The organism is Streptomyces sp. MK7 (assembly GCF_032658145.1).
In the GTDB taxonomy this organism is placed as follows: Bacteria; Actinomycetota; Actinomycetes; order Streptomycetales; family Streptomycetaceae; genus Streptomyces; species Streptomyces spiralis.
This window is the reverse complement of the sequence record NZ_JAVACL010000004.1, coordinates 41909-60785: the sequence shown is the minus strand read 5'-3', so window position 1 is coordinate 60785 and position 18877 is coordinate 41909. Positions and strand designations below refer to the sequence as shown.

Annotated in this window: 9 protein-coding genes; 1 reads left to right on the top strand and 8 read right to left on the bottom strand. The window is 72.9% G+C overall.

Annotated features, from left to right (window positions below):
* Window positions 1–131 precede the first annotated feature (131 nt).
* From R2S09_RS07025 to R2S09_RS06990, 8 genes are all read right to left on the bottom strand, one after another.
* The gene (locus tag R2S09_RS07025) at window positions 132–1952 is read right to left on the bottom strand and encodes a GMC family oxidoreductase (protein ID WP_316740167.1); all 1821 of its coding nucleotides are present in this window, start codon (window positions 1950–1952) and stop codon (window positions 132–134) included.
* Between the two features lie 63 nt (window positions 1953–2015).
* Entirely contained in the window at window positions 2016–3629 is a 1614-nt protein-coding gene (locus R2S09_RS07020; RefSeq protein WP_316740166.1) for a succinic semialdehyde dehydrogenase, read from the bottom strand.
* A 184-nt stretch (window positions 3630–3813) separates the two neighbouring features.
* Window positions 3814–5619 carry a serine/threonine-protein kinase gene (locus tag R2S09_RS07015; RefSeq protein WP_306186465.1) on the bottom strand — a complete coding sequence of 602 codons (1806 nt, stop codon included), beginning with the start codon at window positions 5617–5619 and terminating at the stop codon, window positions 3814–3816.
* A 90-nt stretch (window positions 5620–5709) separates the two neighbouring features.
* Entirely contained in the window at window positions 5710–7572 is a 1863-nt protein-coding gene (locus R2S09_RS07010) for a protein kinase domain-containing protein (RefSeq protein ID WP_316740165.1), read from the bottom strand.
* 73 nt (window positions 7573–7645) lie between these two features.
* Window positions 7646–9499: a protein kinase domain-containing protein gene (locus R2S09_RS07005; protein WP_316740333.1), complete on the bottom strand. Its 1854-nt coding sequence runs from the start codon at window positions 9497–9499 to the stop codon at window positions 7646–7648.
* Between the two features lie 165 nt (window positions 9500–9664).
* The gene (locus R2S09_RS07000) at window positions 9665–12295 is read right to left on the bottom strand and encodes a protein kinase (RefSeq protein WP_316740164.1); all 2631 of its coding nucleotides are present in this window, start codon (window positions 12293–12295) and stop codon (window positions 9665–9667) included.
* A gap of 124 nt (window positions 12296–12419) precedes the next feature.
* On the bottom strand, window positions 12420–14636 hold the full coding sequence (locus tag R2S09_RS06995) for a serine/threonine-protein kinase (RefSeq protein ID WP_316740163.1): 2217 nt from the start codon (window positions 14634–14636) through the stop codon (window positions 12420–12422).
* Between the two features lie 268 nt (window positions 14637–14904).
* Window positions 14905–16611 (bottom strand): glycerol-3-phosphate dehydrogenase/oxidase, encoded by a 1707-nt coding sequence (locus R2S09_RS06990; RefSeq protein WP_316740162.1) that lies wholly within the window; start codon window positions 16609–16611, stop codon window positions 14905–14907.
* Window positions 16612–16902: 291 nt separating this feature from the next.
* Here R2S09_RS06990 and R2S09_RS06985 point away from each other — a divergent pair, with 291 nt between their 5' ends.
* Window positions 16903–18111 carry a nucleotide sugar dehydrogenase gene (locus tag R2S09_RS06985; protein WP_306186474.1) on the top strand — a complete coding sequence of 403 codons (1209 nt, stop codon included), beginning with the start codon at window positions 16903–16905 and terminating at the stop codon, window positions 18109–18111.
* Window positions 18112–18877 lie beyond the last annotated feature (766 nt).

The window sequence follows — 18877 nt, the reverse complement described above, 5'->3', positions numbered from 1 at the left end:
CTGACGACGCGTGACGCTTCTCCCGACGCGTCCCGCGTTCTCTGAAATCCATGGGCAGGGGTCCTGCGCGAACACCGCGCAGGACCCCTGTTCCCTGTCTGTCCCCTGTCTGTTCCCTGTCCGCCCAGGGGCTACTTCTTCGGCGGCACCGCCGGTATCCCCAGGAACGGCAGCCGCAGCGCGCCGAACGCGTCCGCCGGGACCGCCGGACGGCGGGGCTCGACCGGCTTCAGCCGCTCGTAGGCCGCGCCCTGCGCCGGGCGCGGATCGGCCTCGCCCTTGTTCGGCCAGTACGACATCGCCCGCTCGGCCTGCGCGGTGATGGTCAGGGACGGGTTCACGCCCAGGTTCGCGGACACCGCCGCCCCGTCGACGACCGAGATGCCCGGGTGGCCGTACAGGCGGTGGTAGGGGTCGATGACGCCCGTCTCGGCCGAGTCGCCGATCGGGCAGCCGCCGAGGAAGTGCGCGGTGAGCGGCGTGCCCATCAGCTCGCCCACGTTGGAGCCGGGGAAGCCGTTGATCTCGGCGGCGAGCGCGGAGGCGGCCTCGGTGGCGGCCCGGATCTGCTTGGGGTTGGGCGAGCCGTGGCCCTGGCGGGCGGTGAGCAGGCCCTTGCCGACGCCGTCCGGCTTGAGGTACGTGGTCAGGGAGTTGTCCAGGGACTGCATCACCAGCCCGATGATGGTCCGCTCCGACCAGCGGCGGTTCGACAGCGAACGCAGCACCAGCAGCGGATGACGGGCGGCGTTCGCCAGCCAGGCCGCGATCCTCGACCCGCCGTCCGCATAGGGGACCTGAAGGACCGACAGGCCGCCCATCGAGTTGGAGCCCTTGCCGTAGCGGACGGGCTCGATGTGGGTGTTCTCGTCGGGGTGGACGGAGGACGTGATGGCGACCCCGCGGGTGAAGTCGGCTCTCGGCTCGCCGGTCGCCCGGCGGTAGCGCCGGTTGTCGGTCTGGGCACCCACCAGCGCCTCGGAGTTGGTGCGGGTCAGCTCGCCCAGCCGGGGCGAGAGGTGCGGCAGCTGCCGGCCCGCCTTCATACGGTGCAGCAGCGTCTGGGTGCCGTAGGTGCCCGCGGCCAGGACGACCCGGCGGGCCGTGAAGATCCGGCCCGCGCCCTTCTTCTTGTCGTCCGTCGGGAGCGTGGCGACCGCGTAGCCGCCGCGGGAGTCGTCCGTGACGGACACGACCGTCGTCATGGGGTGGACCACCGCGCCCGCCTTCTCGGCGAGGTGGAGGTAGTTCTCGGTCAGCGTGTTCTTCGCGCCGTGCCGGCAACCCGTCATGCACTCGCCGCACTCGGTGCACGCCCTGCGGTCCGGGCCGGCCCCGCCGAAGTAGGGGTCGGCGACCCGCTCGCCCGGCCCGGCCTTCGCCTTGCCGTCGGCGTCCTCGCCGTCCCCGAAGAAGACCCCGACCGGCGCCATGTGGAAGGAGTCGCCGACGCCCATGCTCTGCGCCGCCGCCTTCAGGTGCACGTCGGAGGGGGTCATCGTGGGGTTGAGCCGCACGCCGAGCATGCGCCTGGCCTGGTCGTAGTACGGGGCCAGTTCCTCCTGCCAGTCGGTGATGTCACGCCACTGCGGGTCGTCGAAGAAGGCCTTCGGCGGTACGTAGAGGGTGTTGGCGTAGTTGAGGGAGCCGCCGCCGACACCCGCACCGGCCAGCACCATGACATTGCCCAGCAGATGGATGCGCTGGATGCCGTACAGGCCGAGCTTCGGGGCCCACAGGTAGTTCTTCAGGTCCCAGGAGTTCTTGGGGAGGGTGTCGCGGGTGAAGCGGCGGCCGGCTTCGAGTACGCCGACCCTGTAGCCCTTCTCGGTCAGCCGGAGGGCGCTGACCGAGCCGCCGAATCCCGACCCGACCACGATGACGTCGTAGTCGTACCCGTCTTCGCCGTGCTCGTTCTCGTCCCGGGCCTGGACAGTCTTCTCCTGCGACACGTGCTCTCCTCGTCGAGAACGGGGTGGGGACGGGGGTGGGGGCGGGGGGTGTTCGGGTGTGGTCTAGCGGAAGCGGAACGCCTTCATCAGCTTCAGGCTCCGGCTCATGAACGCCGCGTACGCCGCGTCGTCCATGCCGAGCGACGGGGCCATGGGCAGCAGCCGCTGGTGGGCGATGGTCTGCGCCTCGGTGTACTTGAGGATGCCCTCGGAGCCGTGCCGGCGGCCCAGGCCGGAGTCCTTCATGCCGCCCATCGGCGACTGGGCGCTGCCGTACGCGGGCGCGTAGCCCTCGTTGATGTTGACCGTGCCGGTGCGCAGCCGGGCGGCGATCTCGCGGCCCCGGCGGGCGTCCTTGGTCCACACGGACGAGTTCAGACCGTACGGCGTGGAGTTGGCATGCTCGACGGCCTCGTCGTCGGCAGAGAAGCGGTAGATCGAGACGACCGGGCCGAAGGTCTCCTCGGTGCAGACCGACATCGGTGTCTCGACGCCGTCGAGGATGGTCGGCTCGAAGAAGTACGGGCCGACGTCCGGGCGGGCGACACCGCCCGCCACCACCTTGGCGCCCTTGGCGACGGCCTCCTCCACATGCCGCGTGACGGTCTTCAGCTGCCGCTCGCCGACCAGCGAGCCCATGTCGGCGCCGTACGCGAGGGACGTACCCAGGCGCATCGCCTTGGTCCGGGCGGCGAAGCGCTCCAGGAACGCGTCCGCGACCGACTCGTGGACGAACAACCGCTCGATGGAGATGCACAGTTGTCCGGCGGAGGAGAAGCAGGCGCGGACCGCTCCGGCCGCGGCCTTCTCGATGTCGGCGTCCTCGAGGACCAGCATGGCGTTCTTGCCGCCGAGTTCGAGGGAGACGCCCACCAGGCGCGCGGCGGCACCCTGGGCGACCTCGCGGCCGGTGCGGGTGGAGCCGGTGAAGGAGACGTAGTCGGCGTGCTGGACGACCGCCGGGCCGACGACCGGGCCGTCACCGATGACGACCTGGAACACCTCGGCGGGCAGCCCGGCCTCGATCAGCAGGTCGCGCGCCCACAGCGCGGTCAGGCAGGTCTCCGTGTCCGGCTTCATCACCACGGCGTTGCCCGCGACGAAGGCGGGCAGCGCGTCGCCGACCGAGAGCTCCAGCGGGTAGTTCCAGGGGGCGATCTGGCCGACGACGCCGCGCGGGTGGCGCAGTTCGACGACCTTCGTCAGGGTCGGTACGGCGCCCGTGTGCCGCTTCGGCTTCAGATAGGCGGCGGCCCGGCGGCCGTAGTGCCGGGCGGCGACGGCGACCGCCTGCACCTCCTCGTGCGCGTGCAGACGGGCCTTGCCGGTCTCCAGCTGGATGAGGTCGAGGACCTCGGCCTGCCGTTCGAGCACCAGGTCGTGGAAGCGGAGCAGGACGGCGGCGCGCTGCCGTACGGGGACCTTCCCCCAGACGGTCTGGGCGGCGCGGGCCCGCTCGAAGGCGAGGGCCACGTCCTCGGGGGTGGACTCGGGCAGGTCGGCGAGCTTCTCACCGGTGAACGGTGTGTGGTTGGCGGTCCGGCCGGACCCGACGACTCCCTTGGTGAGCTGGGCGACCAGCTCCGGGGTCACCACGTCGGCCGCGGTGCGGGCACCCGCCGGGGCGGGGGCGAGAGGATTCGTGCCGGTCTGTGCCGGGGCCTGCGCGTCCGTCATGAAGCGCAGGGTATGACGCGGCCGGGGCTTTGTGTACCCGTCGGTAACGGGGATTCACCGAGTGCTCACACGGCGCCAGTGATCAGTGGCAACAAACACGCTGATCAGGGCTCTCTTCTTGCACTTTCTGTCTTGATCCGATCACGAGCGCGGCAGCCCGGCGCACGGATTCCCGCAGCCCGGCTCACAGGTCGTCGACGTCCAGGTTGTCGATCGCCGTCTTCGCCACTTCCATGCCGCGCTCTTCGAAGTCGCTGTCCTTGCCGGGATAGCCGATGGTGAGCTTGTACATGTCGTCCTTGGACGTCTTGTAGTAGAAGATCCGCACCGCGCGCGGACGGGGGTTCTCCGAGTCGTCCGTCTTGTAGGTGATCGTGTTCTCGGCGGCCTTGCGGCCGTGGAACGTCGCGTTGTCGTCGGGACTGGTCCTGGTGTCCTTGCCCGAGGGCATGTCGAGGTCGTAGTCGCCCCGCTGCTTGAACTTGGCGTCGTCGTCGTACATCTCGGCCGCCGCCGAGTCCGCGATGTCGCCGTTGTCGTCATCGGTCTTCTTCTCGAGCGACAGGGTGATCCAGACACTGCCGCTCACATCGCTGTAGGTGACCCAGTGCGTGTCGTCCGAACTCCGGTCGGGCCCGGTGCGCTTGTAGTGCTCGGGCACGGCGAGCGTCGCGGCGACGTCCTTCTCGTGGTGCGTCGTCCAGCCGCCGGGCAGCGGGCCCGCGAACGGGTGCGCGATACCGACGTACGCCACCACCACCGCCGCGACGGCCGCGGCACCGATCCCGAGCCAGGCACGGCGGCCGAGCCGCAGGGAGCGCCTGCCGCCCTCGACGTACTGGACCACCTGTGTGGGCGCCGGAGGCGGCGGGGTCGCCGCGGCCTCCAGCAGGGTGCGCACACGGGCGACGTCCGGACGGTGCGCGGGGTCCTTCTGCAGCAGGCCGGTGATGACCTCGGCGAGCGGACCGGTCGCGGTGGCCGGAGGCGCCGGGACGGCGTTGAGGACCGACTGGAGGGTGGCCGGGGTGTTGCTGCGGCGGAACGGCGAGACACCCTCCGTGGCCGCGTACAGGACCACTCCGAGGGACCACAGGTCGCTCGCCGGGCCGGGGCGCCGGCCCAGCACCCGCTCCGGCGCGATGTACTCGGGCGAGCCGACGAAGCCGCCGGTGTCGGTCAGATTGGTCTCGCCCTCGATCTGGGCTATGCCGAAGTCGGTGAGGACGATCCGGTTGTGCCGTCCGAGAAGGATGTTGTCGGGCTTGACGTCCCGGTGCAGGACGCCCGCGGCGTGCGCGGCCTGGAGCGCGCCGAGCACCTCCAGGCCGACACGGGCCGCCTCGCGGGCGTCCAGCGTGCCCTCCTGAAGAACGCTGCCGAGGGAGCGTCCCTGCACCAGCTCCATCACGATCCACGGCCGGTCGTCCACGACGGCCACGTCATGGACGTTGACGACCGCCGGGTGATCGAGCCGGGCCGCCGCGCGGGCCTCGCGGCGCATCCGCTCGAAGGCGTTGGCGCGTTCCCGTTCGGGAAGGTGGTCGGGGACCCGGGGCTCCTTGACGGCGACCTCGCGGTCCACCGTCTCGTCCTTGGCCCGCCACACCGTGCCCATGCCGCCGTGCCCGAGCTTGGCCAGCAGCCGGTAGCGGCCGGCGATGAGCCGCCCGGCACCGGGGTCCGGCGGTTGGGGCTGGACCTGCGTCCGGGCCGGGGGCTGCGCCTGCGCGTGAGGCTGCGCCTGGGCCGGGGACTGCGCCTGGGTGTGGGGCTGCGCCTCTGGTTGCGGCGGGAGCTGGGGCTGGGCCTCGGGTTGCGGCGGGACCTGGGGCTGGGCCTGCGGCTGCATCGGGGGCTGCGGTTGGGCCTGCGCCGGTGCGGCGTAAGGGTTCTGCGGGTGGGGCACCCGCGGCTGCGCGTTCGGCGGTCGCAGGACGAAACTCGTCGGCTCCTCGGCCCCGTGGTGGGCTCCCCCGTTGTTGCTCATGTTCCATGCATATCGCGACCCACGCCCGGGGCTCCACTTGCGGGCGCGGGCGGTCACAGACCCGTGACCTACGGCGGACGCGCCTGCCACTCACGCCGGGTTGAACGTGTCGACCGCGACGTCGAAGTACTCCTTCGCCTCCCGCACCTTCCCGACCGGTGCCGACACCCATACGTCGTACATCCGCCCGTTCTGTTCCCAGCACAGGTCGTAGGTGTGCCGCGGCCCCTCCGCCGCGCTGAACCCGTTCCAGGTGAACTCCCAGAGGGCGGCGGGGTGTCCGCGGTGCGAGGTGCCGGTGACCCGGCCGTCGTGATAACCGGGGTTGGTGTCCGGGCCCGCGGCGTCGGCACGGCGCATCACTGCGAGGGGCCCGCCGGTCTCCGGCTCGGCGCTCTTGATACCGAGGCGGAAGGTCTCCCCCGGTGACATGTAGAAGATCCGCACACCCTGCGGGCTGCGCGTGAAGCCGTCCGGCACCGCGACCGAGAAGCCGGCCCGGTCGTGCACCAGGTGGTAGCCCGAGGGCGCGGTGGGTCCGCCGGCGGCGGCCGGGGCGGACCGGGTCTCCGTGACCGCGGCGGCCGGGCCGGACGGCACCGTGGACGACGGCGACAGCGACGCAGAGGGCGTGGGCGACGCCGACCCGGTCGCCGTACCCGCGGGGTCGCTCCCCGAGACGCCCACGGCCGTACCCGGAGCCGAACTCACCGGCGGGTGCCCGCCGGTGCCACCCACGTTCATCAGCAGCGCCGCCGCGGACACACCCGCTCCGGCCAGCGCGGCGACGAGCAACGCCGCGGCCAGCACACCCCGCGTGGAGCGCGGGCCGGGCGCCTCCTGCGCACCACCGGCTGCGCCGGGCACGCCCGGGCCCTGAGAACTGCTCGGCCCGCCGGAGGCGACGTGCCCTCCGGACGCGGCCTGCCCACTGGAACCGTAGGAGCCCTCCGGGACGCCCGCCGACACGGAAGTGACCGGCCCCGGCCGGCCCCACCGACCCGACCGGCCCGACCGGGTGGGCGGGGCCGAATCCGTCGACGGGGGCACCTGCGGCAGGTTCCGCTGCGTCGGGGTGTGGCGCGACGGCGAGGAGGACGGCCGCGACGGCTGCGGCGTGCGCCCCGTCTCCAGGAAGGCCCGCAGCATGCGCTCCGCCTCGGCCGCCTCCAGCCGCCGGTCCGGATCGCGCTCCAGCAGTCCGCGTACGACGGGCAGGATCGGCCCGGCCTGCGCGGGCGGCCGGATCTCGTCCATGACGACCGCGTGCAGAATGCCGCCCAACGAGTCCCGCCGGAAGGGCGATTCACCGCTCAGCGCCGTGCACAGCAGGGCGCCCAGCGACCACAGGTCGGACTGCGGGCCCGCACCGCTGCCGGACATCCGCTCGGGCGCGGTGTACTCCGGCGAGCCGACGAAGGAGCCGGTCTCGGTGAGCGTGGTGGCGCCCGCCACCTGGGCGATGCCGAAGTCGGTGAGGACGACACGGTCGGTGCCGGACTCCACCAGGACGTTCGCGGGCTTGATGTCCCGGTGCAGCACCCCGGCGGCGTGCGCCGTGCGCAACGCGCTCAGCAGGGCGATGCCGATACGGGCGGCCTCGGCGGCGTCCACCGGGCCACGCGCGGCGATCCGGTCGGCGAGCGAACCGCCCTCGACCAGCTCCATGACGATGAAAGGCCGTTCGTCCTGCTCCACGATGTCGTGGACGACGATGACGTGCGGGTGGCGTAACTGGGCGACCGCGCGCGCCTCCCGCAGCGTCCGGTCCCGTTGCTGCCGGGCCTCCTCGGCGGACAGTGTCTCGTCGAACGGGAGTTCCTTGACCGCGACCCGTCGGCCGAGCAACCGGTCGGTCGCCCGCCACACGATGCCCATGCCGCCGCGCCCGATCCGCGCCTCCAGGCGGTAACGGCCCGCGATCACACGGAGGTCGGCCCCCTCGGTCCCCATGCGCCCCATCATGCCGCATCGGCCCGCCCGCTTCCGGGGCGCCGACCGGCCAAGCGCGCCGGCCTGCCGGTCGTCAGTCCGAACCGGGCCGCCAGCTCTGGAGGACCGTCCTGAACTGCTTCTGTGTGGTCGTCCAGTCGTCGGCGGGCCCGGACATGTAGATCGCGTACTCGACGCCCTCACGGGAGAAGTACGTCTCCTCGACGGCGTGGCGCGGTCCGGGGAAGCCCGGGTCCTGGGCCAGCGCGGTCCAGGTGTACTCCCACAGGGAGCCGGGACGGTCACGGAAGGTGTTGGCCTGGAGGGTCACCCGCTTGTAGTCGACCAGCCGGTGCAACTGCTGCTCCAGGTCGAGCTGGTGATCGTGCGCGGTGGGGAAGTCCGGCGAGTCGTCGACGGCGATACGGATGAAGTGCTTGCCGCCGTCGGGCGTGTAATCGACCTGGTGGAGCGCCTCGTCGGGATTCGCCCGCTGCCAGCTCGCGTCGGGCACGGCGATGCTGAAGCCGTAGGGATCTCTCTTGCGCACCCAGCCGGCCGGGAGGCCGCCCGACGCACGGGCCTTGCCGGTCCCGGTCGGGCTGGGCCCCGGGGAGGTGACGGGCGGCGTGGTGACGGACGGACCGGCATCGTGCCGCCGGCCGGAGTCCCACTTCTGCAGCACCACCGCGGTGCCGCCGCCGATGAGCGCGGCGAGGACTGCCACCAGGACGACATTGCGCAGGCGGCGCCTGGGCTGCCTCGCTCCGCTCGCGGCACCGTGCACGGGCCCGACGGCCGTCGGCGCCGTCATCGGGTGGTACGGCGTCGTGGCGCCCGTGCCGACAGAGCCGGGGGCGGGGGCGCCGACGCCGGAGTGCGGGCCCGGCTGCGCACCGGGATACGCACCTGTGCCGGCCTGCACGCCGGGATACGCACCCGTTCCGGCCTGCGCACCCGGATACGCACCCGTTCCGGCCTGCGCACCCGGATACGCACCCGTGCCGGCCTGCGCACCCGGATACGCACCCGTTCCGGCCTGCGCGCCGGGATACGTGCTCCCGGACTGCGTCCCCGGGTCCGTGTGGTGACCGACCTGCTGCGTGGGCACATACGCCTGTGCGTCGCGAGGCTGGCGCCCCTCGGCGGCCTCGGCGAGCATCTGCTCGATCGTCGTGACGTCCGGTCGTGCGGCCGGATCCTTGCGCAGGAGTGAGGTGATGACGGACCCGAGGGGACCGGCGTGCGCCGGATCGCGCGGCTCCTCGTCGACGACCGCCTGCATGGTGCTCAGCGGCGAGGTGCGGCGGAACGGCGACAGGCCCTCCACCGCCGTGTACAGCGTGGCACCGAGCGCCCACAGGTCGGAGGCCGGGCCGGGGTCGTGGCCGCGGACCCGCTCGGGCGCCAGGTAGTCGACCGAGCCGACGACCTCTCCGGTGCGGGTGATGGTGGTGTCGCCCTCGATCTGGGCGATGCCGAAGTCGGTGAGCAGGACGCGGCCGTCCTGGCCCAGCAGGACGTTGCCGGGCTTGACGTCGCGGTGCAGCACCCCGGCGGCGTGCGCGGCCCGCAGGGCGCGCAGCACCCACAGTCCGATCCGGGCCGCCTCCTGCGGTTCCAGGCGGCCCTGCTCCTTGACCGCGTCCGCCAGCGACTGGCCCTCGACGAGCTCCATCACGATCCACGGGCGGCCGTCGTGTTCCAGCGCGTCGTGCACGGTGACGACGGCGGAGTGGTTGATCCGCGCGGCCGCGCGGGCCTCAGCCCTGGTGCGTGCGAGGAGGACCGCCCGGTCGCTCTCGGAGACGTAGAGAGCGGCGGTCAACTCCTTTATGGCGACGGCCCGGTGCAGCACCTCGTCGTGCGCGCGCCACACCCGGCCCATGCCGCCGCTGCCGATGGAGTCGGCGAGCCGGTAGCGGCCCGCGAGGAGCAGGCCCTGCATCTGATTCACGTTGCCCCGCAATGTTCTTGACAGGGTCAGAGTAAGGACCGGCCCCCTGACAGGGAACCAGCGGGGTGCCATGGAGACAGCACTGTGACGGTTGTCGCTTCCCGGTGCCCGCGGGAACTTCTGGGAACTCCCGATATCTCCTGGACGCCTGGAAGCTCAGCCCGTGAACCGGTACGTCGCCGACGCCTGTTCGTACAGTCTGCTCACCTCGTCCCGCTGCGACTCCGGGCCCCGCACCTGCACCACGTGGTAGCGGCCGCCGAGGAGGATGGCGACGTTGCGCACGAACAACTGCCGCCCGCCCGCGTCGGTCCAGGTGAACTGTCCCTCGGCCATGGTCCTTCCGCCCACCTGGATGGTCCGCATACCGGAGGAGGTCGCCCAGCTGGAGTCGCGGTAGCCCGCCAGCTCGCTCTCCCTCTCCCGCTGATACGCCATCGGGTCGCTGCCGAACTCCGCGGCGCTGTCCCGGCCCGGCACCACGATCAGCTCGAACTCGCCGTGCGTGTAGACCACCTGACCCCGGTCGTTCTTCGGCGTACGGCTCCAGCCCTTGGGTACGGCGATCCGGAACCCGGCGGAGTCCTTGCGCAGGGTGAAGCCCTCGGCGACGTCCGCCCCGGTGGTCTGCGTCTCGGTCGACCCCGACGAACCAGCGGAACCGGACGAACCGGCGGAACCGGACGAGCCTGATGCGTCGGTGGAGCCGGGCGAGCCGGAGTGGTCGGCGGAACCGGTCGGCCGGCCGGTGCTGTTGTCCGCTCCCGGGCCGGACGGGGCCGGGCTCGCCTCGCCTGCCGCTCCCGTGCGGTCGCCGCCCGTCGCGCCACTGTGCCCGGCCTTCGGCATGAACAGCATCGCGTACGCGACCGCCGCGGCCAGCAGGAGCAGGACCAGCAGGAGCAGGGTGCGCCCGAGGCTGCGCGGCGAACGGGCCTGTTCCCGGGCCCGCTTGTGCCGCCCGTGATGGGCGGGCAGCCCGGCACGCCCCCTGCGTACCAGCTCGCCGCGGCGGCGGACGACCGGCAGCCGGTTGGTGTCGGCGGGCGGCGCCGCCACGACGTGGGCGCCGGCCTCCGGTTCCGGTGCCGACCGCACGAGCGAGCGCAGCCATCCGCTGAGCTCCTCGAAGTCCGGTCGCTCGGTGGGGTCCTGACGGAGCAGCGACTCCACGACCGGGCGGAGCGGGCCGCACTCCTCGGCGAAGGCGGGCGGCTCGGCGCACACCATCTGCACCAGCTCGGCGGTCGACTCCTCCGGATAGGGCGCGTGCCCCTGTACGGCGCGGAAGAGCAGCGCGCCCAGTGCCCACAGGTCGGTGGCGGGGCCGATGGGGGCGGCCAGCTGCCAGTTCTCGTGCACGGGCCCGGCCTGCTCCGGCGCCCAGCGCTCGGTCACCGGACCCACCACGGTCATCCGGGCCTGCCGCGCCCGCTCGGCGGCCAGCGCGGTGGCCGGTCCGCGTCGTACGGGCGCACCGGCGACCGGGTCGTCCCAGCGGGCCGGGGGCGCACTCGCTCCGGACTGCTCGGGCAGGGCCCCGGCGCCGAGGGCGGGCACGTCCCGTCCGGGGGCCGGAGCCGTCCCGCCGGTTCCGGTTCCTGCGGATGAGGGGCGTGGTGGCGTGCCGTTGTTCCAGGAGGGCGCGCGGACGCCGTACGGGTCGACGATCTGTCCCGGCGGGCCGATGCGGCCCTCGCCGTCGGCGGGCGGCCGGGCGCCGGGCAGGGCGGCGCGCGCACTCTGCTGCGCCTCCTGAACGCGGGCCGCCGCGCGCGCACCAGCGCGATACGCGGCGATCGCTCCGGCGCGCGCCGCCCGCACGTCGTCGCCGCTCTGCGGCGCGTGCCGGGCGAGCGCTCCGGGCGCTCCCGCGGCGTTCGCCGGGCCGGCTCCCGGCAGCGGCAACGCACCGGCGGCCCGCGCCTCGATCGCGGCCCGCCGCGCGGCCTCGGGATCCGCGACGGGCGAACCGGAGCCGCCACCGTTGGCAGCCCCGCCACCGTAGGCAGCCTCGCCGCCGTGGCCGGCCGAGTCCGGGGGTCCGCCGTTCCCACCCCGGCCCGCGCCCGCGCCCGCGTCACCGCCTTCGTCGTCCCGGTCGTCCTGGTCGTCCTGGAGCGGCACCGGGTCGTACCCGCACAGGGCCTCCTCGGCCGCGCCGACCGCGAGGCCGGTCAGCATGACCCGGCCGTCGTCGCAGACGAGGACGGTGCGAGCGGTGATGTTGCGGTGCACCCAGCCGTGGCCGTGCAGCACCCGCAGCGCCATGAGGATGTCGGAGGCGACCTCGGCCGCCCGGTACGGCGTCAGCGGCTTCTCGGCCAGCAGCGCCGCCAGCGGCCGCGCGGCGACCAGCTCACTGGCGATCCACAGCGAACCGCCCTCCACGAACACGTCGAAGACCTGGTCGAGCCGAGGGTGGTCGGGGATGCGCGCCGCGGCCCGGGCGGCCTCGACCGCCCGCCGTACGGCCGGATCGGTGGGCCGCCGCGTCGCCGTACGGGCCGCTCGCGCCGACCCCGCCGTACGGCCCGCTCCTCCCGCCCGTCCCCCGCGCGCCGCGGGTCCGCGCAGGGCGCCGTCCCGCGCCGTGAAGCCCTCGGGCAGCCCGTCCGCGTCGAGCACCTCCGCCTCGACGACCTCCGGCAACGGCACCTGCCGGAGCAGGACCTCCTGACCGCTGTAGGTGTCGAAGGCCCGGGTCTCGGTGAGTTCGTACTCGTCGGACGGAGGCAGCGGCAGGCGGTAGCGGTCGGCGAGAACCCGGCCCGCATAGTCGTCCACGTTGCCTCCCCCGGCCGCACGGTCGGTCAAATCCGTTCGCCACGCGTCCCGTTCCCGATGCTTACGGTCCGCAACCACTCACGATACGTGCCGGAGACAACCCGCAAAGTACGGATGCGCTATCTCACTTGGGTTCGAAAGTCTTCGTCAGCGTCCGCCAGGTGTCCTTGCGCAGGTCGGTGCCCCAGTTGTCCGCCTTGGCCGTGTACATCAGGGCGTACCCGTGATCGCCGTCGACGACGAACCCGCGGTCGATCACCCGGTACTTGGTCCCGCCGTCGGCGTAGGTGAACTCCCAGTCGGCCGCGTTCCAGCCGCGGTAGCCCACCTTCTCGATCCGGATGCGGTGGTATTCCGGGCGCATCATGTCGCCCTCCTGGCGCTTCCAGTCGGCCACGGGGTCGTCCTTGGGCTCCGAGGTCCAGGCGACCAGCAGCCGCTGCCCGTCGGGGCCGGTGAAGCGGGCCCCGGCGGAGTCGGTGCGCGTGTACTTCCACCCCTTGGGCAGCCCGATCGTGAACTTCGGGCTGCCCTTGTACGTCGAGACCGGTGGCGCTGAACCGTAGTCGTCGGAGCCCGGGCCGGAACCGGAGCCGGAGTCGTCGTCCGACGTGCCCGTGCCGGAGCCCGCGGCGGGCGAGCCGTTCGCATCGGCCGAACCGGCCGTGCCCGTCGTGGAGTCGGCCTGCTCGCCGTTCGCCGTGCCGCCGTCCGTGCCGCCGCCGGTGTCCTCCTTGGCCGAGGCCTTCGCGTCGGCACTGGCCGACGCATGGGAGCCGGTGCCGTTGCCGCCGCCCTTGGCTCCCTTGTCGTCGCCGCCCCCGAGCGTGAGGGCCAGGACGGTGCCGATCACGGCGAGCACCACGACCACCGCGACGATCACCAGCGTGCGCTTCGGCACCACATCGGTGAGCGGCGCCCGTGGCACCGGCCGCGGCGGCAGATCCATGTCCGGCGGCGGCACGACCGGCCACCCGGAACCGCTGCGACCGGCCTGCGCACCGCTCCCGGTACCGGTACCGGCACCGGTCGCTGCCCCGGCTCCGCTTCCGGTGCCGACGCCTGCTCTGGCCCCGGCATCGGCATCGGCAATAGTGCCGGTGCCCGCGGTCCCGGTCCCGGTGACCGAGCCCGAAGCCGCCCCGGAGCCCGAGGCCGGCCCCGAAGCTGCGCCCGCCGACCGATCCGCACCCGTGTCGGCCGTCACCGGCTTGGTGCGGGCCGTGGCCGCCGAGGTCGCCGCTCCGGCCGCCGCGGCGGCCTTGCGCACGGAACGCAGCGCGCCGCGCAGCCGGTCGGCCGCCTCCTCGCCCCGCTTGCCCGTGCCGCCGGAGCCGGAACCGGAACCGGATCCGGACCCGTTGCCGGAGCCGGAGGCCGCCGAGCCGCCCTTGCCCGCGCGCCGGCCCGGCTGTGCGGGCAGCGGCACGACCTTCGTGGCGTCGGCGGGCGGTTCCGGCTCGGCCGCCTTCGGCTCGGGCGCGTTGATGACGGCGTTGAGCATCGCCCGGGCGCCCGCGTCGTCCAGGCGCTTGGCCGGATCCTTGGTGAGCAGGCCGTAGATGACGTCCCGGAGCGGGCCGGCGTTCTTGGGTTCCTCCAGCGGCTCGGTCATCACCGCGGTCAGCGTGGCGATCGCCGAGCCCTTGTCGTACGGCGGAGCGCCCTCGACCGAGGCGTACAGCAGGCCGCCGAGCGACCACAGGTCGGCCGCGGGGCCGGGCTTGTGGCCGCGGGCCCGCTCCGGGGAGATGTAGGAGGGGGCGCCGACCAGCATGCCGGTCGAGGTGATGGACGGGTCGCCCTCGACCTGGGCGATGCCGAAGTCGGTGAGCACGACCCGGCCGTCCTCGGCGATGAGCACGTTGGACGGCTTCACGTCGCGGTGCAGGATGCCCTGGCGGTGCGCGGAGCGCAGCACGTCGAGGACCGCGAGACCGACCTCCGCGGCCCGCCGGGGCTCCAGCAGGCCGTCCTCGCGGATGACTTCGGCGAGGGACTTGCCCTCGACCAGCTCCATCACGATCCACGGCCGGTCGTCCTCGTCGACCACGTCGAAGACGGTCACCGCGCTGGTGTTGCGGATCCGTGCGATCGCCTTGGCCTCGCGCAGCGTGCGCGTGATCAGGCGCCGCTTCTCGTCCTCGTCGATGTTCGACGGGAACCTCAGTTCCTTGACCGCGACCGTACGGCCCAGGGTCTCGTCCTCGGCCCGCCACACCGTGCCCATGCCACCACGGCCGAGCACGTCCCCCAGCCGGTACCGCCCGGCGAGAAGACGCTCGCTGTTGTCCTGACGAGTGTCCTGACGGGATGCCCCCGCCCGCTCCGCCTCCGACATGCGTCCCCTCATGCAACCCGCCCTGACAGAGCCTCCATTGTCTCTCACCCGACAAGTGCCCAACGCCCAGGGTGCCCCTGAAGTCACCCGGGCAGGCGGCTGAACAGCGCTGCCGTGGCGACGGGATGACGGGCCGTGACAGAAACGCAGCCAGGTGTGCGGGCGCTCCGGGACACTTCCCCTCCAATGGGGCCGGCCTCACCGCCCTCGGACCGTGCCGGATCGGCCTCGGATCGGCCTCGGACCGGCCTCGGACCGGCAGCGATCCCTACAGCGGCACGATGTCCGGCGCCCCCAGCCGCGCCGCGTCGGCCGTCAGGTCGTCGGGCTGGCGCTGCGACTCCCGTTCGGCCTCCACCCGTTTCTCGTAGTGCTCGACCTCGCGTTCGATCTGGTCCTTGTCCCAGCCCAGCACCGGCGCCATCAGTTCGGCGGCCTCCCGGGCGCTGCGGGTGCCCCGGTCGAAGGTCTCTATGGATATGCGGGTGCGCCGGGTGAGCACGTCGTCCAGGTGCCGTGCCCCCTCGTGCGAGGCGGCGTAGACGATCTCGGCGCGCAGGTAGTCGTCGGCGGCCTGGAGGGGGGCGCCGAGCGCCGGGTCCTCGGCGATGAGGGCGAGGATCTCCTGCGCGGCCGAGCCGAAGCGGTGCAGCAGGTGTTCCACCCGCACCACATGAATGCCGGTGGCGGCGGCGATGCGCGCCCGCGCGTTCCACAGCGCGCGGTAGCCCTCGGCGCCGTACAGCGGGATCTCCTCGGTGACGCAGTCGGCGACCCGCATGTCCAGGCCGTGCACCGCCTCGTCGACGGCATCCTTGGCCATCACCCTGTACGTGGTGTACTTGCCGCCCGCGACGACGACCAGGCCCGGCACCGGATGGGCCACGGTGTGCTCGCGCGAGAGCTTGCTGGTGGCGTCGGACTCGCCGGCCAGCAGGGGCCGCAGTCCCGCGTACACGCCCTCCACGTCGTCCCGGGTGAGCGGCACGGCGAGCACCGAGTTCACATGCTCCAGCAGGTAGTCGATGTCGGCGCTGGAGGCGGCCGGGTGCGCCTTGTCCAGGTCCCAGCCGGTGTCGGTGGTGCCGATGATCCAGTGCCGGCCCCAGGGGATGACGAAGAGCACGGACTTCTCGGTGCGCAGGATCAGCCCGGTGGTGGAGTTGACGCGGTCCCTGGGCACGACGAGGTGGATTCCCTTGGACGCCCGGACGTGGAACTGGCCGCGCGAGCCCACCATGGCCTGGGTGTCGTCGGTCCACACCCCGGTGGCGTTGACGACCTGCTTGGCGTGGATCTCGTACTCGCCGCCGCCCTCCACGTCCTGCACACGCGCTCCGACCACGCGCTCGCCCTCGCGCAGGAACCCGGTGACCCGGGCGCGGTTGGCGGCCAGTGCGCCGTAGGACACGGCGGTGCGCACCAGGGTGGCCACGAAGCGGGCGTCGTCCACCTGGGCGTCGTAGTACTGCAACGCGCCGACCAGGGCGTCCTTCTTCAGACAGGGGGCCACGCGCAGGGCGTGACGGCGGCTCAGGTGGCGGTGCACGGGCAGGCCCCGGCCGTGGCCGCGGGCCATCGACATGCCGTCGTAGAGCGCGACGCCCGTCCCGGCGTACCAGCGCTCCCAGCCCTTGTGCTGGAGCGGGTACAGGAACGGCACGGGCCTGACCAGGTGCGGGGCGAGGCGTTCCAGCAGCAGGCCGCGCTCCTTGAGTGCCTCGCGGACGAGGGCGAAGTCGAGCATCTCCAGGTAGCGCAGTCCGCCGTGTATCAGCTTGCTGGAGCGGCTGGAGGTGCCGGAGGCCCAGTCGCGGGCCTCGACCAGGCCGGTGGAAAGGCCGCGGGTGACGGCGTCCAGGGCCGTGCCCGCGCCGACCACCCCACCGCCCACGACCAGGATGTCCAGCTCGCGCTCGGCCATCCTGGCCAGTGACTCGGCGCGCTGCGCCGGCCCCAGTGTCGCTGTCCTCACTGCGCCTCCCGCTGTCCGTCGCGCCGGCCGCACCCGTCGGGCGAAGCCCGTGTCCCGTCCGCCCCGTGTCCCCCGCCATCTCCTCCTGCCCAAATTCTGACCGGCTTGCCCGTCTTCAGCCACCAGTCACCCCCAGTCTGTGGACAACTCCCGGCGGTTCGCCGCGAAACACGCTGGTCAATCCCGCAAAACGGTCATATTTACTCCTAGTCTGACATTGCACTCGCTCGTCCTGTCCACAGGACTTGCGTGCCCGCCATGCCTCGGTTATTGGGAAGGACGGCCCACGCCATGCCCGCAGATCTCGCCGTCATCGGACTCGGCCCTCTCGGCCTGCCCCTGGCCCAGGCAGCCGTGGCCGCCGGCGTCACCACCCTCGGATACCGCACCGGGGACGAATCCGGCCCCCTCAGCGCCGCCGAACTGCGCCGGATGCTCTCGGGGGGCTTCCGGCCGGCCACCGACCCGGCAGAACTGGGCCGGGTCCGCACCGCGGTGATCTGCGCGCCGACCCCGGGCGGCGTCGACGGCGGAATCGACCTGAGCCAGGTGGAGACCGCCGCCCGCGCCCTCGCCGAACACCTGCGTCCGCACACCACCGTCATCCTGGAGTCGCCCGTGCCGCCGGGGACGACGGAGGGGTTCCTGCGCCCGCTCCTGGAGCAGGGGTCCGGGCTGCGCGCGGGACGCGACTTCCACCTCGCCCACTCCCCCAGCCGCGTCGACCCCGGCAACCGCGCCTTCACCCCGGCCAACACGCCCAAGGTGATCGGCGGTCTCACCCCGGCCTGCACCGAGTCGGCCGCCGCGTTCTACGGCCGCCTGACCGACAAGGTGGTCCGCGCGCGCGGGCTGCGCGAGGCCGAGACGGTCCACCTCCTGGAGACCAACTACCGGCACGTGAACATCGCGCTCGTCAACGAGATGGCGGTGCTCTGCCACGAACTGGACGTCGATCTGTGGGACGTCGTGCGCTGCGCGGAGACGAAGCCGTTCGGCTTCCAGGCCTTCCGCCCCGGCCCCGGCGTCGGCGGCCACGGCGTCCCTCAGGACCTGACCGGCCCCTCGGGCCGCGGCCTGCGCATGGTGGAGCTCGCCCAGCAGGTCAACAGCCGCATGCCCCGCTACGTCATCCAGCGCGCCGCCACGCTCCTGAACGAGCACGGCAAGTCGGCGCGAGGCGCCCGCGTACTCCTTCTGGGTGTCACCTACAAGCCCGACCTCGCCGACCTCCAGGGCACTCCGGCCGAGGAGATCGCCGTCCGTCTGATGGGCCTCGGCGCCTCGGTCAGCTACCACGACCCCTACGTGCCCGCCTGGAGCATCCTCGACCGTCCGGTCCCGCGCGCGGACGCGCTGTACGAGGCGGTGGCGGACGCGGACCTGACGATCCTGCTGCAGCACCACCGGACGTACGACCTTCAGGGGCTGTCGGTGAAGGCGCAACTGCTGCTGGACACGCGGGGGGCGGCGCCGCTGGGGGCGGCGCATCGGTTGTGAGAGGGGGCGCGTCGGTGCTTGGGCGGCTGGGGCTGGTGGCGAGGGGTTCCCAGCGCCGGTAGCGTACGGGCGCGGAGTTCGCCGGCCCGGCGGCGGGCTTCGACGTCACGGGTGTCCGCCCCTGGTGTCCTTAGGGGGCGGCCGCTCATCCCTTCGGTGCCGTGCTGCCCGATGGCGGATCCGGTGCCGTACAAAAAGGCGGAGCCCACCGCAGCCGGTGCTGCGGCAGGCTCCTGAATGGTTCACGGAGTGTCCGCCCCTAGTTCTCATAGGGGCGGACACTCACCAAGGCGGAGCCCACCGCAGAGGCCACTGCGGTGAGCTCCAAGCCGCTAGGCAGAGTGTCCACCCCTAGTTGCCATAGGGGTGGCCGCTCAGCGGCCGTGAATCCGCAAGATCCACCTCCTCCGGAACTGAACCAGCCGAAGCCGAATGCGGTCCCAGCGGGTCGGCTTGCGGTGACGGCCCATGGGCGCGCCCCCTTCCACGATGCCGCCCAGCGGCCTGGTGGAAGGTCCGTCGGAATTCGGGCCAGGCCCCGAGGGGCGGGGTCCGGCCGTGTCCTTGGAAGGGGGCGCCCCGGACAACCGGGTCGCCGATCACGGACACTACCGCCCCACAACGCCCGTCCAGCCCGCATTCGCCCCGAACGCAACCACGCGCCCCCTCACGCACAACACGCCCCTGACCAGGGACACTTGGGCATGCGAAAGGGCCTGCCGCCCCACCCGGGGCGACCGGCCCTTCTCAGTCTCGCTCGAACTCG